Here is a 20,021-nt window from a genome sequence, read left to right on the forward strand (position 1 = left end):
ATCAAATTTTGATTAATTAATATATGTATTCTTCACTCTTTTTGAATTTATAAAGTAGGGTATCCATATTAAACAAGTTACCAACGATTTAACAATATTCCTACCCTGTTCACTCATAAACTCGTGAGTTGCCATTTCCTCAATGGAGTTTGTAATATATTGATAACAGTTTCATATATTATCACTAAAGAATATTTCCAGTTTTCTTCATGCAATTCGGATAAAAGTCCATTTTGGTAAATTGGCAGTATAGTATCTATCAAATAGATTAAAGAGCTCCCGAAAGTTAATAAGAAGCCTAAAGCTACAAGATAAAGCCAGCCACCAAAACCATAAAGTTTAGCTTTTTCCTCTATAGGTTGCAAAATAGGTTGCAAAATTTCTGTTGCTCCAGTATCCTCCGGTTTTATTGCTAGGTCATTTTCTACATTTGACATTGAATCACCAATTTATTTTTCTCCATCGGCTGGAGGATTTGCTGAAAAGAATATTGTGCGGAAGCATTAAACAATATTCGTCACTCATGTAAATATTCCTCCAACAGTTCTGCTGACTGCTTCTTTATTAGTCTAATGTTAAAACCACTTCTTAATTGAAGTGGCTTTAATCAAATTTTCCCATTATTGAAGTTTATACTTAACAAAATCCACACCCAACTTTTCATTCTGTATTGTTCGTCGTTCTATTTTCAACAACAGCTATGATGGAACTTGATGGAGAATCTATTTATTCTTGATTTCACTTCTTGTTTCTTGACCGAAACCACGTGATCAAAGAAAGAAGCAAGGCCACCAGAACCATCGCCGACGGCAGCAACCAAGGAAACTGAATCATCGCTGCGGAATCCCAAGGAAATCGAAGCTTCATCGCGCAGCCCTCTTATCTTTCGCTTTCTCGAACAATGAAAGCGACAGAACAATCCCGGGCAAAACCAAACAAATTGGCACCAATATCGTTTTAGGAGTGATTTCAATCCCAGCTTTTAAATGTTCGGAAAAATTGCTGGCCATCGTCAATCCGATAACATACGTGAAACACGCCGTTATCCAGATGGCGGCGTTGTTTTTGGACGCGTAGGTCAGTTCGCGCATGCATAGAGCCGCGGCAAGCGTGTGAACCGTTATTTTGACGAATATTGTGCATATGAAATACAACGAGCCAACCGCTTCCAAATTCTCCAAAAAATCGGCAACGCTCACTAGCCTCATTACGATAAACGCTGGAATGATTCTGCCTTGGAAAATATGCTCGCCTAATGTCGTTATCGACAACACATCGAAAAGAACAATAAAAAATCCGGCGAACAAGGTGGCTCCGACGCTGATTCTGCCCAAAATCCCCCGCTTGTTCAACACAAACCAAAACACAGTCATTTCAATGCTTTCTCCGTATGATTGCATGATGCCGGTCGGCCATATGCTTTTTGCGACTCTTTGATAGCCCTCGCTGAAAAACGGCGTCAAATACTCGAAACGCAAGCTTCCCGAAACGACAAGGAGCAATGTTTCAAGAATAATGAAAGCGATAAGCACCGGCAAGAGCACGCCCGCAATACGGCACAAAACTTCAAGCCCGGCGCGCGCGGTGTAAACGACCAGCATCAAAAACGCGGCCGTAAAAAACCAAGCCGGCGTTTCAGGCAGAATCGTAAGCGGTACCAAGAATTTGAGATCGCTGACACCGCGGGCAGCTTCATAGATAAAAACCAGAACGTACAACCAAGCCAGAGGCGTCCCAGCCCATTTCCCCAACCGTTTTCGCAGACACCCCACCAACGAAACGTATCCGTTTAATTTGGTAATTGCCGCGTAGCCGGCGACAAGCGCCGAGCCAATCAAAGACGACGCCGACGCGGATATCCACGCATCGCGCCCCGCTCCGGAAGCAAAACCGAAAATGATTGTTGTTCCAATTTGAAACAAAACCATGAGCGAAAACAACTGGTAAGGCGAGATGGCGATCATTTCTTATCCTCCCATTTAATATCTTTTCCAATCAATCCAGTGTTCACAATTTGAACCGACGTCTCAGTATCGACCTTGACGTCAGGAAATAAAGTTCTCCACTTTTTGGCGTACCGCACTTTCCACGCGGAGTGATTGTGCCGATAAACGGATTGTCCGAAGCCCAGAATGTCCGATTGAAATGTTTTTTGCGCTTTCTCGCAGACCAATCGGATTCTTTCCTTTATCTCGTCAGCAAAAAGTGTTCTGAGAATCTCCGCGTTTTTGGTTTCGCTTAAATCAAGATTCGATGTGTTTTCATACACGTTCAGCGAGGCTGAAAGTTTGATTTTCATTCGAATGTCGCCTTCGCTCTCAATGGGCGAGAGTTTGCTGCGAACGTTGCTGAATTCGGCGCTCACGCGCCCGCCGCCGCGTTCCTTCGGGATATTTACGGTGATGACCCCTTTTTTCATCTCGTTTCGAACCCACATCAACCCGCGGGTTTCTTCGTTGTCCAGCCACCCAACCAGCCTGTCTCCGAGAAAAGCCGCCGTTCCTTCGGTGGCGTTTAAATTTTTCGTGTCCTTTAAACCAAAACCGCCACTTTCCGAAGGAACAACGGAAATCCGCGGCGCGTACGGTTCTTCCCCTTCGTCCATAACCATGGTTAAAAATCGTCCGATTCTAACCGAAGGCCCTATGTTGGTTTTCATCTCTTCTTTTATAATTTCCGAAGCCAGCTTCTCAAATTTCGGTTTAAAATTAAGTACTTCCGCCGCTTCCGTCTTCGTGACCAATACATAACTATTGAGTTGCGACTGCCTAGTCCGTTCGAAAAAATCCAATACCGGCATAACGCCTTTTTTTGCAAGATTCTCTCCCATGACGATAACCCGATTATGGGAGAAGAATATTTTGCGGGGGAGTGTCCCTTGAATCTTTCGATACGCATCCATAACCGTTTCCCCCTTTTCAGAGACAATCCAGCCAGCGCTTGTCTCCAATTTGGACTCTCCCCCTCCGCCGCCGGCGGAAGTTGTGCCAAAAAGCCGCGGAACAGCTAGAAGCAGCGTTACGCGAATGAGCCCATTATCCGACAAATCGATGCCGGTCGCGGTTACAATCGCTATATCGTTCACTTCTTTTCTTCCCCAACAACCCGAAAGCAACGAAGCGATGAGCACAATAGGCAATATACGCTTGAAGAGGGAACGCGGCATCGAAAATACTCCTTTCGTAAAAATTTCCAACTATTCGCGCATAAGATGCAACTCCTTTTTCTCTATTCCGTTGGGGTTTGGCGCGTTTTAGCCCTTTTCCACCAAGGGACACGGAGGAGGGCGTCCTTTAAGCCTCTAAGATTTATCGGAGACGCGGGCGTGAAATAGGGTTCGCCAAAAGTTCTTAATTTTGACAAGTGAACAAGCACTGCGAGCAAAGCGATCAAAATGCCGTAAAGCCCTAGCGTGCCCGCTATGATCATTAAGGGAAAGCGCAGATATCTGATAGACAACCCAAGGCTGTATGACGGAAAAATAAATGACGCGATCCCCGTGAAAGAGACGACAATGACAAGAGAGGCGGAAACGAGACCCGCCTGCACGGCAGCTTGTCCAATGACAAGCGCCCCGACAATGCTGACCGCCTGTCCAACTGGCCGCGGCAATCGAATGCCCGCCTCTCTCAAGCCTTCGAAAGCTAGTTCCATGAGGAAAGCTTCCACGATGGCCGGAAAAGGCACAGCCTCTCTGGAAGACGCGATGCTGAGCAGAAGGCTTTCCGGTAACATTTCTTGATGCATGGTCGTTATAGCGATATACAAGGAAGGAAAGACAAGGGCGCTGAATGACAACCATAAACGGAGCCAGCGGGTCGCTGACGCCACAATATAATGTTGGTTGTAATCTTCAGCGGATTGCAGCATCTCAAAAAAAGTGGCGGGCGCGATGAGCGAGAATGGCGTGTTATCGACGATAATCGCCACTCGGCCTTCCGCAAGCGAAGCCGTGACTCTATCCGGCCGTTCCGTCGTCAACAATTGCGGGAAAATAGAGAAACGATTATCCATAATCAATTCTTCGATATATCCGCTTTCAAGCACCATATCCAATCGAATTTTCTGGATTCTGGCCATCACTTCATCAATGATTTTTTGTTGGGCAATGCCTTCCACGTACATGACAACTATTTTTGTTCGCGAAAGGGCGCCGACCTGTAATGATTCGCTTTTCAGCTTTGGCGTTCTCAGCCTTCGCCGAATCAGAGTTACGTTTATCTGCAAGCTTTCAGTAAAACCGTCTCTCGGGCCTCTGATAACCGGTTCCGTCGCAGGTTCTTCGACAGACCTTGTTTTAAGAGAAGTCATTCCAATCGAGAGAGCGCCCGGCGCTCCATCTACAAGAATCAATACATCCCCGTCTAATACGGCTTCCGCGGCCTGATCCTCATGCGTTTGAATTTCAATTTTTTCAGAAGGTAACACCTTGTAATTCAGATAAGACAACGCATCGTCTATCCACTCTTCTTCTGGTTGACTGCAAGACATGAGCGGCTGAAGCAATTCAGTATCGATTCGTTTTTCATCCGCCATGCCGTCCATAAAGACAAGAAGTCCTTCATTATTGCCAAATATAAGGAAGCTTCGAAACACAATGTCATCGCAACGATCGAAAATTGCCCGAAAACGGGTTTCATCTTGGTGCAAGTTTCCCGAAATCATTGTTTCATCGTTTTGCTTCTGCATCCGTTTTCACCTTCACACCAATTATTTCTAATATGAGGTGTATTATCTTCAAAAAACTACCATTTATTCTTAGAGGAGAAATAAACGGGATATGCCAGAGTCGTACAATAGGGTCATAGGATTTATCCACGAAACGCCGAATGGGCTGGTACCCACGGGCTTGCAGGTACTTTTTTTCCGAAGACAAGTTTGGAGTATGATGGGGGATCGAACTGGCAAACGACAAAGCACAGGGCATGTTTCTCTGGTATTACATAACTTCATGGGGGGAACCAGATGACATTATATCCCCTTGAATAAACGGATAAGAAGTTTCAATTGTACGGTAATCCATCATGATCGGTTCGTGCCCTCTTTCCACCAAAGCGGGAGCAAGAACCCGACCCAAATTTCCACCTGCACCAGTTATAAGTACTTTGGCCAATTTTTTCGGATATCCCCTTCTGGGAACATTGTTTCCAGGTTGAACTTTCCGGTTAATAATCCCATTCGCAGTGGTCCTCTAACAACTACAGCCATTCCGTTCTCTTGCAAATAAGGAAGAACCTCCTTCTCTGTAGAACGATTGAGAATACTGTAGTCTAATTGGACGGCATCGAACCCTCCTTAATGGTTGAAATGCTTGAAATATTCGAAGTTTTCAGTGGACACTCCGACTGCTCTTACTTTACCGTCTTGCTTTAATTTTTCGAAAGCTCGGATGATGCTTCCGTTTCCTCATATTTATCCCACCAGAGGTGGCAAAAGTACACATCGATGTAATCGGTTTCAAGTCTCCGTAAGCTTGCTTCGCAAGCCTCGATGATCTTTTCAGGCCGATCATTGACCGGTTCTCCTTTTGGGTCTCGATGGTGCCCCAGCAATCCGCCCTTCGTCGACACAATAACCTGATCTCTTCTTCCTTTTATTACTTTGGCTACAGCACCGAATCCTACTTCCGATACATCAAAGTCTAACTTTCCGAATTTCCTAAAGTTCATCACATTTGTACCTCCAATTCTTTCTTTTATCTAAATAGTTCTTAGTATACCGATTAGAAACGTTAAAGTACGCACTTCTTGTTAACTTGGTTACCTAGAGGTTACATATGAACTTCTTTTTCTACTCTTATGAAAAACACCGAAAAGAAAAAGCGATGTATTCTCGCAAATTCTTCTCGGTGTACCGTAATTCAATCAGTTTTTTCATAATTTTTTCAATAATAAGTTATTACCTTCTTTTCTTTTTGTAACGTAGACATCTCTAATATGATCTTGTCGAAAATAGGGCTCCGCTCGATCAGTTATTTCTGATTCCAGTCCTCTGACAAATCGTAATTGAATGGATAATTAAAGATGGATTTCACACCATTTCCATACCGCAACATAATATGGACATTTTCATCGATCAATTCTTTTAATTGATTAAGCACCTCGATTTTGTTTTTGACTAGTGAAGCGATAATGATATGAGTTGTTTCCTTCAGAAAGGCAAGACTGCTCAGTTTCTCATCGGAGAAACTAACCAAAGTCTCTATATCGAAAGCTTTCGCTACTTGACAGGCTATTTGGACTGCTTCAGAATCGATATCAAGTCCCATCACTTTCGCACCGAATTCTTTAGCTATTGTTAGAACCGAAATTGGAAATGCACCTGATCCGATAAAAAGAACTTTTGATTGTTGATTAATGTCAAAACTTTTTAAATCATCTTTCACCGATTGGATAAGTGTTGTGAGATATTTATTTCCATCCATTTCAATAAGGGAAATGCTTTTTGATTGATGCTTTTCTACATCACATAAGGCTTCGGCGGCAGTTTCTCTTAATCGATCTACTTGTCTCTGAACCTCTTCATCGCGCCTCCAAACCATCCATTGACGGATAGTTTCCTCCCTTACCATAATTTCGCAAAGTTCATCCAATTTAATATTAAGAAGTTCGTAACAGTTGCAGTACGCTCGAGAATAAATCGTTAACTCTTTAATTTCACATTCAAGCAGCCTCACAGACAACAAGAATTCGAACTTCTCCCTCATATTCCCCTCCGTCACATTCATTAACTAATGTGCTATTAGGTAATATTTATTAACATTGCTCATCTTTAAGAAGCATTTTAAATTTTGAATTTAATAATTGCTATTGGGAAGAATTTAATGGCTCAAATGGTGATTTTCGTAATAGAATAACAAAATCCCTTGACCAATTGATCAAGGGATTTAATCATTTTTACGTTCTCACATTGACTCGGTAAATACATGTGCAGATTGAAGTTTCCGATATCCTTATTCCAGGAAAACGTGATTACTTTTCGTCAAGGGCATGGAAAACGGAAAATATCAATGATGATGCCAATTGGAATTCGAATCGTTATAAATAATCTATCAATCCCGCTAAAAATCTCAAACGGATAGTGTTTCGCCCAACACTTAATAAACATCCTGTGAAAGTATTAAAGAGAGTTCGAACAACAACAACACTACCAATCAAACCCGGAGAAATATTCTTAATTCTTTTCTGTGTTTTCAAAGGCACTTTTCGAGCTGTGGTCAAATGAAATTCTTTAGACATTTATCTCTCTCCTTTGTTGATTTGCCTTTTTATTTCTTTTAACACTAAAGAAGCGAGATATAAATCCCAACAAGATTTAGCAGATTAGAGCCTTGCTTCAAGTGAAACCTTTTACTCAACAAATATCATTTAGTATGAGGGGGCTCCACACCACACCACCACAACAGTCTATGGTGAAGCACATTACTTGCACACGGCATTTACCTAGGTTCAAGCCGTGTTATCTCAATTAAATGTAGAATTAATAAGGGTCTTTAATGAAACGGTTCAAACTATAAAATAGAGTAAAGAAGTATGCCTTTAGTTCCACTTTGTCCTACTGCCCTTAATCATGCTAATTGTACATACATTAAAAAACAAAAAACCCATACTGACGAATCAGTATGAGTATTTTTATTCATGTTATTTTCCGTGTCGTTTTGCCAGTTTGCACAAAATCCTATTGCTCACGTTTAGGAGCCAATTCAATCGCTTGTTTTAGAGCTTCTTTCAGGCTTTGCTCGTCGGCAATTCCTTTACCGGCAATATCAAATGCCGTACCATGATCTACGCTAGTTCTAATAATCGGAAGCCCTACAGTAATATTTACACCGGCTTCTAGTCCTAATACTTTGATTGGACCATGACCTTGATCATGATACATAGCAACTACGATATCGAAGTCTCCACGTGTAGCGCGGAAGAATAGTGTATCTGCAGGTAAAGGTCCTACAACTTGAATGCCCTCTTCTTGAGCTTTCCTTACACCGGGTACGACTTTTTCATCTTCTTCCCCATAACCAAACAATCCGTTCTCTCCCGCATGGGGGTTGATTCCGCAGACAGCAATTTTAGGCGTCGCATAACCAGCCTTCTGTAACGTTTCATGTGCCATACGGATCACTTTATAAACGCGGTCTGGATTGATCATACGGACGGCATCCAGAATGCCAACATGTGTCGTTACATGAATAACCTTCAGCTTAGGAGCGGAAAGCATCATGGAAAAGTCTTCTGTGCCTGTCAGATCTGCTAAAATTTCGGTATGTCCCGGATAAATGTGTCCGCCTTTATGAAGAGCTTCTTTGTTTAATGGCGCTGTACAAATCGCATCAATAGCTCCCGCGTTAGCAAGTTCAATCGCCTGTTTCAAATACATGAAAGCAGCATGGCCAGCTTCTTTGGACACTTGACCAATTGGAAGATCGGCTGCCAATAAATTTAAATCAAAGCAATCCACTGTGCCGTGTTCGAACTGAGCTTCCGTAACGGAAGCAATCTTACGGACACGAAGTCCCGTATGAACGAAGTGATCCGCTCTTTCCAATATTTTGGCGTCTCCAATGACAAAAGGGCGACAAGTCTCGTAAATCTGGGCATCTTTCAAAGATTTCATGATGATTTCAGGACCTACACCAGCTCCATCACCCATTGTTATGCCTATGATTGGTCTATTCATTAAAATGATTCCCCCTTTAATGCTTTTTTAGCAATTGATAAGCTATGTTCATTTCCAAAAGCACCGGCTTTCGTTACAGCCCAAACGGGCGTTTCACGTTCAAGCAGGCCAAGCGGGATACCAGGTTCAATTTCTTTCACCAATTGAATGCTCGATACGCCTAAATGCTTACATACCGCCTTTGCAGTATCTCCCCCTGTTAAAATAACCCCTTGCAGTTCCGCTGTTTTCATTATTTCCGAGGCAATCGCTCCCAAAATAGCTGAAATCTTATTGGCTACTTCGGTAGAATCTAAGCCTCTTCGTGAGCCTGCTTCCTTCGTCAATAAAACCTGCTCAGGAGAAGTGCTTGCGTAGAGAGAAACATCGGAGCCGCTCCTTAATGCAGCCTGGAGCTCCCTCCTGCAACGATCAATCTCTACCTGTACTCCCTTTTCCGAAGCTATCGCTTGTACAGTATCTAATTCTATAGGAATGACTTGCGATTCCGTGTTATAAGCAGCCACTTGTCGACGAGTTACCTGTGAAATACTCCCTGCGACTAACAGAACAGGCTTCGTACCTGATGGCAGTTGAGCTGGCACGCTTGTATGAACAGGAAGAGATAACGCCTTTGGCAGAAAGTCGGCTAAGCCCGCAGACCCTGCCCATAGCGTTTTATAGCTGCTATCGGCTATCCAATCAGCAATATGCTGCACATCTTCTTCCGTTAAAGCATCGAATACGATGAGTTCAGTATTTGTTTCCAGTAGCGATTGTATTTTAAGATACACCTGTTCTTTTCCTGCACGTAAAAAATCTAATGAAATAAGTCCAACTTTGCGCTTGGATTGTGAAGAAAACAGCTTCACTAGATCTGATTCCTTCACAGGACACTTCGGGTCATTAGCAATCTCGGTTTGACTGACAGGTATCCCGTTTAGATAATGGATTCCCTTCGAAGTGGTTCGGCCAATCTTAGGGAAAGCCGGGGCTACCACCGCAAAATCAAAGGGAATGACATCCATCACTGCGTCGATTTCAACCCCCAGATTCCCGCGAAGCGTAGAATCCATTTTCTTATAAACATGTGTAAAGCCAGCATGTTTAATTTGAAGCGCTGCTTCCTTTACGTTTGCATATGCGATTTCTGGAGCAACTGAACGGCTGTCTGTATCGATGACGACAGCCTCCATCGTCTGTTTTTGTTTAGAAACTTGCTCGATATCAAAAATGACTTGCGTTTGCAGACCATTTCTTACAAATTGAACACCTGAATCGGACGCTCCGGTCAAATCATCTGCAATGATGGCAATATGTTTCATGGTGTTGTTCCTCCCATGCAAATCTCTATCTGTCTAGTTGATTTGACTTTTAACTCCAATTTTTTTGGCGTACCAAGCCGTTACGATCGGAACAAGGATTGCAGTAACGATAACACAAGAGGCAACCAATGCTGTTGCGGAAGGCACAAGCGGAGCATAGGCTACATTCGCGGCAGCAACTGCTGCGGGTACACCCGCTGCATTTCCAGCCGTTGAAGCTGCTGACAAACCAGCAATGCCGTTACCGCCGATTAAGCGGTCCGTAATTGTCAAAGTAAGACCGGTTACGGCGACAACGCCTATACCCAACAATACGCCAAGGAAACCAGCTTTCCAAACCGACTGAAGATTCAGACCGGCACCTAAAGCGAAAGCAAAGAACGGTACTAAAACAGGTACGGCTTTAGATAAGAATTCACGCATGTCTTTATCTAAATTACCTAGGATCATACCAACGATTAATGGCAAAATCGCACCTACAAAAGTCTGCCAAGGGAAAGCGGCTAAACCTGCTACACCTAATGAAATCATAGTAAAGAACGGCCCTGATTCCAAGCTCATAACCGAGTAAGCGCCAACATCTTCCTTCTTACCGAATTGCCCCATTAATGCCATGTACAGTCCGCCATTGGTATCATTCATAGCTGCAACGATAGCCAATACCGAAATGCCGGCAAAGAATCCTTCGGTTATCATCCCATTGCCCAGAAATTTAGCAGCCACAAACCCTACAATGATCGCTGTTATAATTTTAGTGCCTAAGAGCGTTCCGCCCTTTTTCAAAATGTATGGAGTAGCTTTGAAATTGATAGTAGATCCCATACAAACATAGAATACTGCTAAAATCGGTAGAGACCCTGTCATTAATGCTCCGGTGAAGGAGCCAAATGTTTTACCCATAGTAGGGAATAATGTTGTTAAAATAGCCCCTAAAATAAGCGGAACAATCATCATGCCACCAGGAATCCGATCAATAGTTGCCTTAATTCTCATGGTATTCTTCCTCCTAAGAAGTGTAATTGAGCAATTAATTAAGTTGCAATTTGCAACATCATTTTTCTAATTCGCCCATGAGATGATTATATGATAGGATAACTCTCATAACAACGGGGATAATCGTTTAAATTTGCAACACATCTTTCAGTTTTCGCCAAAGCGTAGATCGATTTATCCCTAACCGTTTCGCTGCTTTCGATTGATTCATTCCTTCTTTTTCCAATATCTCCAATAGTATTCTCTGTTCAATTTCATCCCATGTTCCTGACAAATTGACAGTTGCCATTTGACTGGATGCTTCCGTTTGCAACGATTCCCTCACTTTTTGCCAACCATCTTTCGCTTCTTTGGAACCAATATAGTGACTGTTCGTGCAAGCAAGCATGCTCTCTATTACAACCCTCAGTTGGTGAATATTACCAGGCCATAGCTTGTTCATCAGATCGTCTTCCAAAACCTCTTGCCGAATGCCAACGATTTGCTTACCATGACGTGAGTTATAATTGGCAATTAGAACGCGGGCGATCTCTTCAATATCCTCCAGCCGTTCCCGAAGCGGCGGCAAACTCACGTACATATCCATGAAAGCGAGGACAAACGACTGATCCATCTCTTCTTTTTTGAGCATCAGCTTAATCGGGTGAGATGTGGTAACGATTAGACGGACATGCGTACCCGTTGTCATGGCAGAGAGTAACTTGCGCTGCAGCTGCGGACTTACATGTTGGATATTCTCCAGACAAATCGTTCCGACCGATTCTTTGAACAGTAACCCTGGGAAATCATCCGTTCCTAGTAAAACAGATTCTTGTTCCTCTTCCGATAATTGGTCGCACGGAAGTATGTACAACGCATCCCCAGAGCTTTGGCTTGCGGAATGGATCGCTTGACAAAACAACTGCTTGCCGCTTCCCTCTTCACCCGTTATCCAGATCGGATTACGCGTCTGTGCGAGTGCTTTGGCACGTTTGATGGCATGCAAAATGACGGTGCTAGAGCCCATAATTTGCGCAAAAGTAGCAATACGGTCGGTTATTTGAAAATTGTAGGATGCCGGATTATTTATTTTATCTACTGACGGATATAAATAAACAAAGTAACTGTAACTTGGGCTGCTTAATTTGGAAGGCGGGACAACGATTTCAATACTTACCTGCCTTTTTTGGAACCACTTCGTTTGTTTTTTTACGCCGACTGTGTTGCTTTTTCCGGCTTCCTCCAAATAACGGCCCCACATTGGATCTATGCCTGCCAGATTCATCCCACGGATGACCGAGCTGTTGTACCCTAATAATGACGCGGCGGCTTCATTCGCATAAATGATTCCCCCCCGATCGTTTATAGCCATGACCCCAGTTCGGTGATGTTCCAGAATATGCTCAAATAAATGCTCGTTTTCTTGAGCCTTCCAAAGGACATCATAAATCCGCTTCACCTCTTCAAGCGCTTCAAGAACAGACTCTCGTCCACTTGTAATAAGAATGCCGTTATAGCCCATTTCTTCCGCTGTATTCACGGTTACTACGTCGCCAAGAATAATTTGCGCGTCATGCTCAAAAGCTGTTTGCAGTGCTTGTGGAACGTCAGCAGCCCGCTCTACCGAGTACATAGGAATTTCATAATCTAGCAGACTGGACACTTCCGCGACACCGCGGCAAATATTAGGAAAACCAATGATAGCCACTTTGCTGTTGGAGTTTTTAACCAAGGTGAGCACGCGCAAAATATCATAGCCGGAAACCGGTATATCGACAACAGGTGTTGTTACATGGCTTCTAATTAGCGTTGATGTTCCACCGCGGCTCAAAATAACGTCATAGTTTCCTTTAGCAGCGTGTACGATTGGGAGAGCGTTTTGGAGATCCGCAACCTCAACATCGATTCTAAACCGAGCATCTTTTTTAGTTATGTCTGTAAGTAAACCCTTTAACCCTGGATATGGGGCAATTGCCAGTACTTTTATTTGCATAGGTGTCCCCTTTATATAACAATTTGTAAATATAAGTGTTGCACAATCCAACATATACTTGCCATTATAAGCTTTTTTATTTTATTATAGCCAATTTCGCAGCTGAATACTTGATATTGCAACATTTCGGAGTAAGCGCGGTGATCTAAAGCAATCGGTTCCTGCGAAAATACATCCAATCCTGCTGCCCATCAGAGCCAATTCATCCCTACCAATCAAATTGACTGTTTCCGTTGGGTAGGGAACTAACATACATACGAAATCGGATTCCCTTAACAGAGACTTCAAATCTCCATAAGTTGTGCATCAATCGTTTCCGTCAGTAAACAAAACAAACCATCGGCTTCAATGATCTCTCGTTCCGATACCTCCCGAGGTACTGCTGCATCTTCCTCAGACCACATTCGAACATCACATTGAATTTCAATCATGGCTTTAATGTGATCTGGAATACGCCTTGTAATATATACTTTCGGCCTCATTTATTGTCCTTTCTCGTTAATATTTTAACTTGTCACAATGATTATATCGTGAACTTTTTTACCTATTTCGCACCAACTCCTCATCAATTTTGTACAGGGAGCCGAATTGATCATCCCTCCTAATCCTATCCTCCTGGCATTTATCACAATTGACCTCATTTGCTTCAAATAACATACAAAAAGGGGGCCGATGTGGCATCCCTTTTTGAGTGTACTTTATCTTGGGCTGAAAAAATAAAAGCCGTTGAATCTGCCCTCCGCTGAATTGATGGGGCATTTGTGATAATCGCTACTGTTTAAACCAACGGTTTCCAACACTTGAACACCTGTTCTCTTCGTGTTATAGAAGTCATTTTTCGTTCAAAATTTTTTAGTGGTTCACTAATACTGTCCCCTACGCAAATCCTGGGATTAAAGGAACTGTAGCCATTTTGATAGACGAATTGTATATGAAGGCGTACCTCTTTCCAATTAGCCAACGCAGCTGCCTTCGTTGATAGAAAATGATACGTCGTGAAGGATGATATTAGGTGTTTTCCCACTACCAAAGTGACGCCTTCGTTCATACGATTTTCAAATATTTTTCACTTCAAGCAGCTTCACAACACATTCCTTCCAAAAGAGATATAGTATATGGTTGCTGTGGTGAATGGAAGAGTACATCTACGAATGCTTTTTCTATAACTTCACCATCCTGCATGACCATCACTTCATCTACAAGTTCCCTAATCTCGTTCAGTTCATGGGAAACGATCAGAAGAACCAAATCATGCTCTTCCTTTATCTGAAGCAGCAGTTCGAGAATTCATTTTCGGTTGAGATCGTCCAAGGAGGAAGTAGGTTCATCGGCAATTAAAACAGATGCCGAAAGCACCAGACCTAATGCTAGCATAGCGCGCTGCAGCATTCCCCCGCTAAACTGCCGATCGATTTCTCCCCGGCAGCCGAAAGAAATTATTTTACTGAGAAAACGGCAGTCCTTATGCCGGCTGCCGTTACTTCATGTTTATTGAGCTATCGATCGCCGTTAGCTAACGGGATAATTTCCGTCTTAAGCGTTTATTTTTGAGAATCAAGAATAAACATAGATGCATCATGCCCCATGAATATTTTACTTCCATTATAAAAAGTTTTGGATTGAATATCCCTGAACCCTATTTTAGTCATAATGTCAGTTAGCTTTGCTTGATTAAATCCGTTATGAACGATATCTGAAACTATTTTTTCATTTTTATTAAAATCTACAATTAGTAAATGTCCTCCTTCATTTAGAACATCGAATAATCTTGATAAAACGAATTCAACATCATTAATATGGAGGAGAACCTGAGCCATAATAATATAGTCAGCATGTAAATTCGATAGATCTTCCTTTTCAAAATCAAAGCATAATGTATCTACATTCTGAATATTAAAATCAGAAATTTTTTGCTTTATTTGATTAATCATGTTTTGTGAGGTATCCAGAAAAAGCATAGAATTAAACTCGTTTAACAAGTTCATTCCGACAAGACCAGTTCCACACCCAAAATCAATAGCGTTCTTACTTTTAGCGTCAACTAAATATTCACGGATGGCATCTGATGATACCTTTGCAATTTGAATTCTTTCAGAAGTGTCATATATATTAGCTATCATTTCAAACTTATCCGTATTTCCCATTAACACCTCTCCAATCTGCCTTATTAAAATCTATTGGCATCTTTTTTATCGCGGTTCACCGTAATAAAAAAGCTAATTCCATATCTTATTATTTACCTGTAAAGAAATAACCTCATATTTTGAGATATTAAACACCGAAACTAATACTGCTTCTAATGTACTCTCTGAGGCAAGGATACGGACCACCAAAAATATGAGCCATGGTTACGATAAATTTGTGATGTTCCTCCAAAATTTTTAGGGAAATACCGATGCGATTGGCTAGTATTTGTTGAACCGCTAATTCCCTTTCTAAACTTAGTTGGTTTAGTAAGTCATGGTTTTGTCCGACCGTTTTGCTTATTTCCAATAAAGTCTGTGTTTCGACGCCTGATGGTCGATACACCAAATTGGAAAATTGAATGTCGAACTCCTCCAACCTTCGCTTTAAGTGAAGAATCTCTTCTTGACGTTGAACAGAAGTGTTTGATCTTTTAGATTGAAAAAGGTTCTTCACCTCTTTGGTTACTCTCTTAAAAAGCATATCTAATTCCTCCTTTTTTCTCTTGAACGAAAAAAGGAAGCGAGGGAATAGAGCCCTGTTTATAAAGGACCCAATTAATGTTTCTTTCATTTTCTTTCTACGCTGACGAAGTTAGCTGACGGATTCGGGTTGAAAGTTAACCCTAACACTTAAAAAGTGTACTCACCCCAGAAAACTTGGTTCCCCCGCTTCTTTAATCTAAAGAATTGAGCGTAGTATGATTCATTCTTATTTTATCAATTTACCCCAATACATATATAGAAACAATAGTAATATTTACTTATATTTTTTATGTCTATTTTCAACTAATAGTTCAATTTTACTGTGGTTAACGCAGCAAGGCCACCGATCATCGGCAGCCCTCAGGATTTCAAAGAAAGCACGGAGTACCTGATGTACTCAGCTAAAGGGTATTGACCCGTTTCATTAGAAAGACCGACCTCCACCTCTTGGAAAGGTGTGACGAAGCATTCCTGTAGAGGGTTAATTTTCCACTTTTAAAAAAGTGAAGCGCCCCCGTAAGATGGAATTATGTACAGGATCATATCCCTAAAATTCACTGTCTAGGCGGACGCTCTACTATGAAGTTAAATCTCCCTTGTTCTGATCTTAATCCTTTTCGCTCATCGGAGATCAATGATTACAAATGGATAACTTGACCGCCGTTAGCTGCGCTCTTCCAAGCCGCTTCCGTCAAACGCGCAATTCTTAAACCGCAGCTGGACGGCGCAGCGGCTTCATTCACCCTGCCGAGGATGAGATCAACAAAATCGCGATTTGGATCACTAGTAGCCGGAAGCTCTTCCGATACTTCGACAAGTTCTCTTTGTCCTTCCTTGGCGACGAATATTTTATTATTGCGGTACAAAACGGTTCCCAGATCGCCGTGAATAGACACATCCTCATGCCAACTGATGCTAGCGCTGCCGACAACATTGAAAGTCGCAATTGCGCCTTCCCGAAAGCGAACGGTGACAGCCGAGTCGATATCGACTTGCGATCCTCGGTTGTCGATGAAAGCAGACACGTTTGCTGGTTCTAGACCGGTAACCCAAAGTACAACGTCAAGTAGATGGCTTCCGGAATCATTTAGCTGTCCACCGCAGGATAATGCAGGGTTTTGCCTCCAGGAACCTGTTGTACCTTTCAGCCAACTTTGTGCCTGATAAGCGCAAATGTAATTGATTTTTCCCAGTTCTCCGCTTTGGATCAACTCGCGAATATAGATGTACGGGCCCATTAAGTGACGCTGGTAGGCAACTGCGAGATGTTTGTTTACAATTTCCGCATGGGCAATGATGCGTTCCGCGTTCTCGGATCCGTCGACAAACGGCTTCTCCATCAGTACATGTAAACCGCCGTCCAAACATGCCATTCCTTGCTCAAAATGCATGCTGTGCGGCGAGACAATAATGGCTGCATCTGCGTTTGCCTGTGAGATAGCCTCCCGGTAATCCGTATAAACCGCTACATTCTTCAACTCGGGAAAACGCTCAGTCACTTGTTCAATTGCTGCAGCGGATGGATCCGCCAACGCTACAATTTCAGCTTCGGGTACTTGTAGCAATCTTCGAACGTGCTCTCTTCCCATTCCACCAACGCCAATCATTAAGAAACGAACTGTTTCCATGTAATATCCCTCCACAAAAGTATTGTAATGTCTATTGCGTTTGAAATTTTCATAGGCCGAGTCCCCCATTGATATGAAGTTCAGTGCCGGTGACTTGGCTGGCTTCATCGGATAATAAAAAGATCGTTCCGTGCGCCATGTCTTCCGGCGTTTGCATGCGACCGCTAGGTATGTAAGACTCGCCCATTTTCATCAATTCATCCGGGCTTAAGCCCCTGTTCTGGTACAGCTCGATTTCCCCTTCAGAAGCCACCCAACCAACAGTTACCCAATTGGACCTGATATGTTCTCTGGCATAGTGGGCTGCGATGTGACGGTTTAAAGTAAGCAACGCGCCCTTCGAACAAGAATAGGCGGCGAGCTCCTTTCCACCTTTATAGCCGTTTGTGGAGCCCATATGAACAATGGATCCGCCGCCTGTCTTTAACATTGACTGAATCGCGTACATCGAACAGAAGAAAGCGCCTTTCATGTTGACGGCAAAAATCGAATCGAACAGCTCCTCCGATGTATCCACCATCGTTCCCCGGGGGAAGATACCGGCATTATTGACCAGACCGTCGATCTTCCCGAAACGGCCCACCGCTTCATCGATCAACTGCTTGCATGCCTTTTCCCTGCTGATATCCGCTTTTACAAATAATGCTTCGGCACAATAGGTTTCCTGGATAGTTTGGACGACCCTTGCGCCGTCTTGTTCATTTCTGCCGTTGACGACGACAGTTGCGGCCTCGCTCGCGCACATCAAAGCAATGCCTTTCCCGATACCTTTGGTTCCGCCTGTGACGACGACTACTTTTCCGGCAAGCCTGTTCCCCATAGATTTCTTTCCCCCATACTTATATGGTTTCAAACACACCCTTAATTTGGTAAGTATTGGTTATCGATTCCAATCCGAGCTTGGCAACGTCCAAGGCACTCTTCGTACCGAAATCCTCGATAAACAATTCCAACGACAAGTATCCTCTATAGCCGATATCGTACAGCGTGCTTGCGAATTGTTGCGAAGGCGCGCAGCCAGCGCCCGGAAATACGCGGTTCCGGTCGGCTATCACATCACTTGCCGGCGCAGCAGGATAATCGTTCACATGCACGATGCCAATCCGTTCCCCGTTTACATAGGCAAGACTTTCTACCCTGCTGCCGCCCGTATGCATATGGAACGGATCCAGCAAAATTTGGGCATTCGGCACACCGCTTTCCATCGCCACATATATCGCTTCGCTTAAGCGGGATAATTTCTTGGCCCTGCCCCAAAATTCCAGATACGGTTTGATTCCGATTTTGCGGGCCAATTCCGAGAGCATGGCAAAACTTCCCGCCATGCTTTCTAGGGAAACACGTTCCACATTGCCGAAAGGAGGCGCGGCTACCGCAGCGCAGCCGAGTTCCGCAAGCATCACCATTTCCTTCTCCGCCTGCACGAACGCTCGCTCCCGTTCCGCTTCGTTCTCGTCCGACCATGCAAAAAAGGCAATCGCGTTAACAACCTCTATTCCCGTGTCCGAGATGTACCTCTTCAATTGGTTGATAGTGCCTCCGTTGGCCAAATAAGCATCCAGATCTTTGACCCACAGTTCCACCCCTTCGTAGCCGGCTTCAGCGGCAATTCGCACCTGTTCTTTAACTTCCAGGTTGAAAGGAAACAAGGTTGACGCATTAAGCGCCGGTTTAAATGGAAACATCGCGACTTCTCCCTTCTGTCATGAAATCTCTCGTTAAGGAGTAACTTCAACGGTCTTTTTTTCGTTGTTGCTCTTGATCCCCAATTCAATCAGCCGGATAGCCATACGCGCTTGCTCCGGTTTGACCTCAAGCTCCTTTTGGCCGATAATGGCGTTGTAAACATTTTGAAAATACGATGTGTAAGAGCCCGGAATCGTCCGAATGCGGCCGATATAATGAAGGCCTCCGATGGAGGTGTTCAGCGTACCCCACATATCTTCCGGCTCCGCCCCCCAGTTCGGCTTCAAAGGCGTTTCTCCATGGATCAACGCTTGCTCTTGCGGATCAATGCCGTATTTGACATAAGAGCCGTTCGTTCCGTGAAGCGTATAACGCGGACCGCGCTCACGAACTAGCGCTGAGGACTTTAGCCGGACGCTTAGTCCGTCTTCGTAGCCTAATACGACATTAAAGTAATCGTCTGCAATGGCATTTTCACGAATGGTGCGTACATCCGCTTGAATCGTTGCCGGCATACCAAACAGGGACAGCGCTTGATCGAGAAAATGCACCCCGAGATCGTAAAACACACCGGTCCCCGGTGCACCACTGTCCCGCCAGTTTGCTCCCACGCTTGGACGGTACGAATCCCAGCAAAATTCTGCTTCGCTGATCCGCCCCAAAATTCCCTGGCGGACAATTTCCCGAACGGTAAGAAAATCGCCGTCCCAGCGTCGGTTATGGAACACGCTCAGCACTTTTCCCTTTGCCTTCGCAAGGGTGATTAACTTATCAGCTTCATCGGTTGTCACCGTAAACGGCTTCTCTACGATGACATTCTTTCCCGCCTGAAGAGCATCCTTGACGAATTCGTAATGATCGGTACTTGGAGTCGTGACGACAATCAGATCGATGCTGTCATCCCTGTATAAATCCTGGACATGATCCACAACTTCCACCCAGGGATACCGTTCCTTGGCTGATGCGCCTCTCCTCTGCACCACTTTTGCCAGCTTTAAATCGGAAACAGCTGAGATAACCGGCGCATGAAACGTTCTGCCGGCGTATCCGTAGCCGATTAAACCTACGCGAAGCTCGTTGCCCATTCATCCCA

Annotated in this window: 22 protein-coding genes, 1 pseudogene and 1 riboswitch; of the genes and pseudogenes, 1 reads left to right on the plus strand and 22 read right to left on the minus strand. The window is 43.7% G+C overall.

The features are described 5' to 3' along the window. Positions 1–12: 12 nt before the first annotated feature. The 16 genes and pseudogenes from G519_RS53590 to G519_RS0120285 form a co-directional block, all read right to left on the minus strand. Entirely contained in the window at positions 13–135 is a 123-nt protein-coding gene (locus G519_RS53590) for a DUF2569 family protein (RefSeq protein WP_084160245.1), read from the minus strand. Then, on the minus strand, positions 114–437 hold the full coding sequence (locus G519_RS0120215; RefSeq protein ID WP_029196253.1) for a hypothetical protein: 324 nt from the start codon (positions 435–437) through the stop codon (positions 114–116). Before G519_RS0120215 ends, G519_RS53590 begins: the two co-directional genes overlap by 22 nt. A 301-nt stretch (positions 438–738) precedes the next feature. Continuing rightward, the gene (locus G519_RS53045) at positions 739–867 is read right to left on the minus strand and encodes a hypothetical protein (RefSeq protein ID WP_268633509.1); all 129 of its coding nucleotides are present in this window, start codon (positions 865–867) and stop codon (positions 739–741) included. Further along, positions 864–1,964 carry a GerAB/ArcD/ProY family transporter gene (locus tag G519_RS0120225; protein ID WP_029196254.1) on the minus strand — a complete coding sequence of 367 codons (1,101 nt, stop codon included), beginning with the start codon at positions 1,962–1,964 and terminating at the stop codon, positions 864–866. The genes G519_RS53045 and G519_RS0120225 overlap by 4 nt, the downstream gene beginning before the upstream one ends. Further along, entirely contained in the window at positions 1,961–3,166 is a 1,206-nt protein-coding gene (locus G519_RS0120230) for a Ger(x)C family spore germination protein (RefSeq protein ID WP_029196255.1), read from the minus strand. Before G519_RS0120230 ends, G519_RS0120225 begins: the two co-directional genes overlap by 4 nt. A 62-nt stretch (positions 3,167–3,228) precedes the next feature. Next, a complete protein-coding gene (locus G519_RS43780) occupies positions 3,229–4,689 on the minus strand; it encodes a spore germination protein (RefSeq protein ID WP_051253533.1) in 1,461 nt (486 codons plus the stop codon). 250 nt (positions 4,690–4,939) lie between these two features. Further along, complete coding sequence (locus G519_RS50330) at positions 4,940–5,113, minus strand: NAD-dependent epimerase/dehydratase family protein (protein WP_174806658.1); 174 nt, start codon at positions 5,111–5,113, stop codon at positions 4,940–4,942. Continuing rightward, a pseudogene (locus G519_RS49105) lies at positions 5,104–5,669 on the minus strand (aldo/keto reductase); the annotation flags it as partial. The pseudogene G519_RS49105 and the gene G519_RS50330, both read right to left, overlap by 10 nt. A gap of 302 nt (positions 5,670–5,971) precedes the next feature. Next, positions 5,972–6,676 carry a nicotianamine synthase family protein gene (locus G519_RS43790; protein WP_244280164.1) on the minus strand — a complete coding sequence of 235 codons (705 nt, stop codon included), beginning with the start codon at positions 6,674–6,676 and terminating at the stop codon, positions 5,972–5,974. A gap of 361 nt (positions 6,677–7,037) precedes the next feature. Continuing rightward, the gene (locus G519_RS0120260) at positions 7,038–7,238 is read right to left on the minus strand and encodes a hypothetical protein (RefSeq protein WP_029196258.1); all 201 of its coding nucleotides are present in this window, start codon (positions 7,236–7,238) and stop codon (positions 7,038–7,040) included. Between the two features lie 439 nt (positions 7,239–7,677). Next, positions 7,678–8,676 carry a 4-hydroxythreonine-4-phosphate dehydrogenase PdxA gene (gene pdxA, locus G519_RS0120265; RefSeq protein ID WP_036633492.1) on the minus strand — a complete coding sequence of 333 codons (999 nt, stop codon included), beginning with the start codon at positions 8,674–8,676 and terminating at the stop codon, positions 7,678–7,680. After that, positions 8,676–9,980, minus strand: a complete 1,305-nt coding sequence (locus tag G519_RS0120270; RefSeq protein ID WP_029196260.1) for a four-carbon acid sugar kinase family protein — start codon at positions 9,978–9,980, stop codon at positions 8,676–8,678. The genes pdxA and G519_RS0120270 overlap by 1 nt, the downstream gene beginning before the upstream one ends. Positions 9,981–10,013: 33 nt before the next feature. Beyond that, positions 10,014–10,973, minus strand: coding sequence for a 2-keto-3-deoxygluconate permease (locus G519_RS0120275; RefSeq protein WP_029196261.1), 960 nt, complete (start codon positions 10,971–10,973; stop codon positions 10,014–10,016). Positions 10,974–11,100: 127 nt separating this feature from the next. Then, entirely contained in the window at positions 11,101–12,945 is a 1,845-nt protein-coding gene (locus tag G519_RS0120280; RefSeq protein ID WP_029196262.1) for a sigma-54-dependent Fis family transcriptional regulator, read from the minus strand. Positions 12,946–13,029: 84 nt separating this feature from the next. Beyond that, on the minus strand, positions 13,030–13,197 hold the full coding sequence (locus tag G519_RS53595) for a hypothetical protein (protein ID WP_369073724.1): 168 nt from the start codon (positions 13,195–13,197) through the stop codon (positions 13,030–13,032). Positions 13,198–13,229: 32 nt separating this feature from the next. Then, the gene (locus G519_RS0120285; protein ID WP_029196263.1) at positions 13,230–13,427 is read right to left on the minus strand and encodes a hypothetical protein; all 198 of its coding nucleotides are present in this window, start codon (positions 13,425–13,427) and stop codon (positions 13,230–13,232) included. Between the two features lie 649 nt (positions 13,428–14,076). Here G519_RS0120285 and G519_RS51325 point away from each other — a divergent pair. Then, entirely contained in the window at positions 14,077–14,283 is a 207-nt protein-coding gene (locus G519_RS51325) for a hypothetical protein (protein ID WP_164826755.1), read from the plus strand. 203 nt (positions 14,284–14,486) lie between these two features. On the opposite strand, the gene G519_RS0120295 is transcribed toward G519_RS51325, so the two are convergent. From G519_RS0120295 to G519_RS0120320, 6 genes are all read right to left on the minus strand, one after another. Next, complete coding sequence (locus tag G519_RS0120295) at positions 14,487–15,089, minus strand: class I SAM-dependent methyltransferase (RefSeq protein ID WP_029196264.1); 603 nt, start codon at positions 15,087–15,089, stop codon at positions 14,487–14,489. Positions 15,090–15,216: 127 nt separating this feature from the next. Next, the gene (locus G519_RS0120300) at positions 15,217–15,612 is read right to left on the minus strand and encodes a hypothetical protein (protein WP_029196265.1); all 396 of its coding nucleotides are present in this window, start codon (positions 15,610–15,612) and stop codon (positions 15,217–15,219) included. Between the two features lie 86 nt (positions 15,613–15,698). After that, a riboswitch (cyclic di-AMP (ydaO/yuaA leader) is annotated at positions 15,699–15,835 on the minus strand. A gap of 417 nt (positions 15,836–16,252) precedes the next feature. Then, complete coding sequence (locus G519_RS0120305; RefSeq protein WP_029196266.1) at positions 16,253–17,242, minus strand: Gfo/Idh/MocA family protein; 990 nt, start codon at positions 17,240–17,242, stop codon at positions 16,253–16,255. Positions 17,243–17,291: 49 nt separating this feature from the next. Beyond that, the gene (locus G519_RS0120310; protein ID WP_029196267.1) at positions 17,292–18,062 is read right to left on the minus strand and encodes an SDR family NAD(P)-dependent oxidoreductase; all 771 of its coding nucleotides are present in this window, start codon (positions 18,060–18,062) and stop codon (positions 17,292–17,294) included. Between the two features lie 19 nt (positions 18,063–18,081). Continuing rightward, on the minus strand, positions 18,082–18,927 hold the full coding sequence (locus G519_RS43795; protein ID WP_051253535.1) for a sugar phosphate isomerase/epimerase family protein: 846 nt from the start codon (positions 18,925–18,927) through the stop codon (positions 18,082–18,084). 33 nt (positions 18,928–18,960) lie between these two features. Continuing rightward, on the minus strand, positions 18,961–20,013 hold the full coding sequence (locus G519_RS0120320; protein ID WP_029196268.1) for an oxidoreductase: 1,053 nt from the start codon (positions 20,011–20,013) through the stop codon (positions 18,961–18,963). Positions 20,014–20,021 lie beyond the last annotated feature (8 nt).

Origin of the sequence: Paenibacillus alginolyticus DSM 5050 = NBRC 15375 (assembly GCF_000422905.1) — a bacterium.
Lineage (GTDB): Bacteria > Bacillota > Bacilli > Paenibacillales > NBRC-103111 > Paenibacillus_E > Paenibacillus_E alginolyticus.

What these genes read in the sequence shown, in the direction of transcription:
- G519_RS53590 (WP_084160245.1), bottom strand. Translation starts at nt 135, where the DNA reads ATGGCAACTCACGAGTTTATGAGTGAACAGGGTAGGAATATTGTTAAA.
- G519_RS0120215 (WP_029196253.1), bottom strand. Translation starts at nt 437, where the DNA reads ATGTCAAATGTAGAAAATGACCTAGCAATAAAACCGGAGGATACTGGA.
- G519_RS53045 (WP_268633509.1), bottom strand. Translation starts at nt 867, where the DNA reads ATGAAGCTTCGATTTCCTTGGGATTCCGCAGCGATGATTCAGTTTCCT.
- G519_RS0120225 (WP_029196254.1), bottom strand. Translation starts at nt 1,964, where the DNA reads ATGATCGCCATCTCGCCTTACCAGTTGTTTTCGCTCATGGTTTTGTTT.
- G519_RS0120230 (WP_029196255.1), bottom strand. Translation starts at nt 3,166, where the DNA reads ATGCCGCGTTCCCTCTTCAAGCGTATATTGCCTATTGTGCTCATCGCT.
- G519_RS43780 (WP_051253533.1), bottom strand. Translation starts at nt 4,689, where the DNA reads ATGCAGAAGCAAAACGATGAAACAATGATTTCGGGAAACTTGCACCAA.
- G519_RS0120260 (WP_029196258.1), bottom strand. Translation starts at nt 7,238, where the DNA reads ATGTCTAAAGAATTTCATTTGACCACAGCTCGAAAAGTGCCTTTGAAA.
- pdxA (WP_036633492.1), bottom strand. Translation starts at nt 8,676, where the DNA reads ATGAATAGACCAATCATAGGCATAACAATGGGTGATGGAGCTGGTGTA.
- G519_RS0120270 (WP_029196260.1), bottom strand. Translation starts at nt 9,980, where the DNA reads ATGAAACATATTGCCATCATTGCAGATGATTTGACCGGAGCGTCCGAT.
- G519_RS0120275 (WP_029196261.1), bottom strand. Translation starts at nt 10,973, where the DNA reads ATGAGAATTAAGGCAACTATTGATCGGATTCCTGGTGGCATGATGATT.
- G519_RS0120280 (WP_029196262.1), bottom strand. Translation starts at nt 12,945, where the DNA reads ATGCAAATAAAAGTACTGGCAATTGCCCCATATCCAGGGTTAAAGGGT.
- G519_RS53595 (WP_369073724.1), bottom strand. Translation starts at nt 13,197, where the DNA reads ATGTTAGTTCCCTACCCAACGGAAACAGTCAATTTGATTGGTAGGGAT.
- G519_RS0120285 (WP_029196263.1), bottom strand. Translation starts at nt 13,427, where the DNA reads ATGAGGCCGAAAGTATATATTACAAGGCGTATTCCAGATCACATTAAA.
- G519_RS51325 (WP_164826755.1), top strand. Translation starts at nt 14,077, where the DNA reads ATGGAAGAGTACATCTACGAATGCTTTTTCTATAACTTCACCATCCTG.
- G519_RS0120295 (WP_029196264.1), bottom strand. Translation starts at nt 15,089, where the DNA reads ATGGGAAATACGGATAAGTTTGAAATGATAGCTAATATATATGACACT.
- G519_RS0120300 (WP_029196265.1), bottom strand. Translation starts at nt 15,612, where the DNA reads ATGCTTTTTAAGAGAGTAACCAAAGAGGTGAAGAACCTTTTTCAATCT.
- G519_RS0120305 (WP_029196266.1), bottom strand. Translation starts at nt 17,242, where the DNA reads ATGGAAACAGTTCGTTTCTTAATGATTGGCGTTGGTGGAATGGGAAGA.
- G519_RS0120310 (WP_029196267.1), bottom strand. Translation starts at nt 18,062, where the DNA reads ATGGGGAACAGGCTTGCCGGAAAAGTAGTCGTCGTCACAGGCGGAACC.
- G519_RS43795 (WP_051253535.1), bottom strand. Translation starts at nt 18,927, where the DNA reads ATGTTTCCATTTAAACCGGCGCTTAATGCGTCAACCTTGTTTCCTTTC.
- G519_RS0120320 (WP_029196268.1), bottom strand. Translation starts at nt 20,013, where the DNA reads ATGGGCAACGAGCTTCGCGTAGGTTTAATCGGCTACGGATACGCCGGC.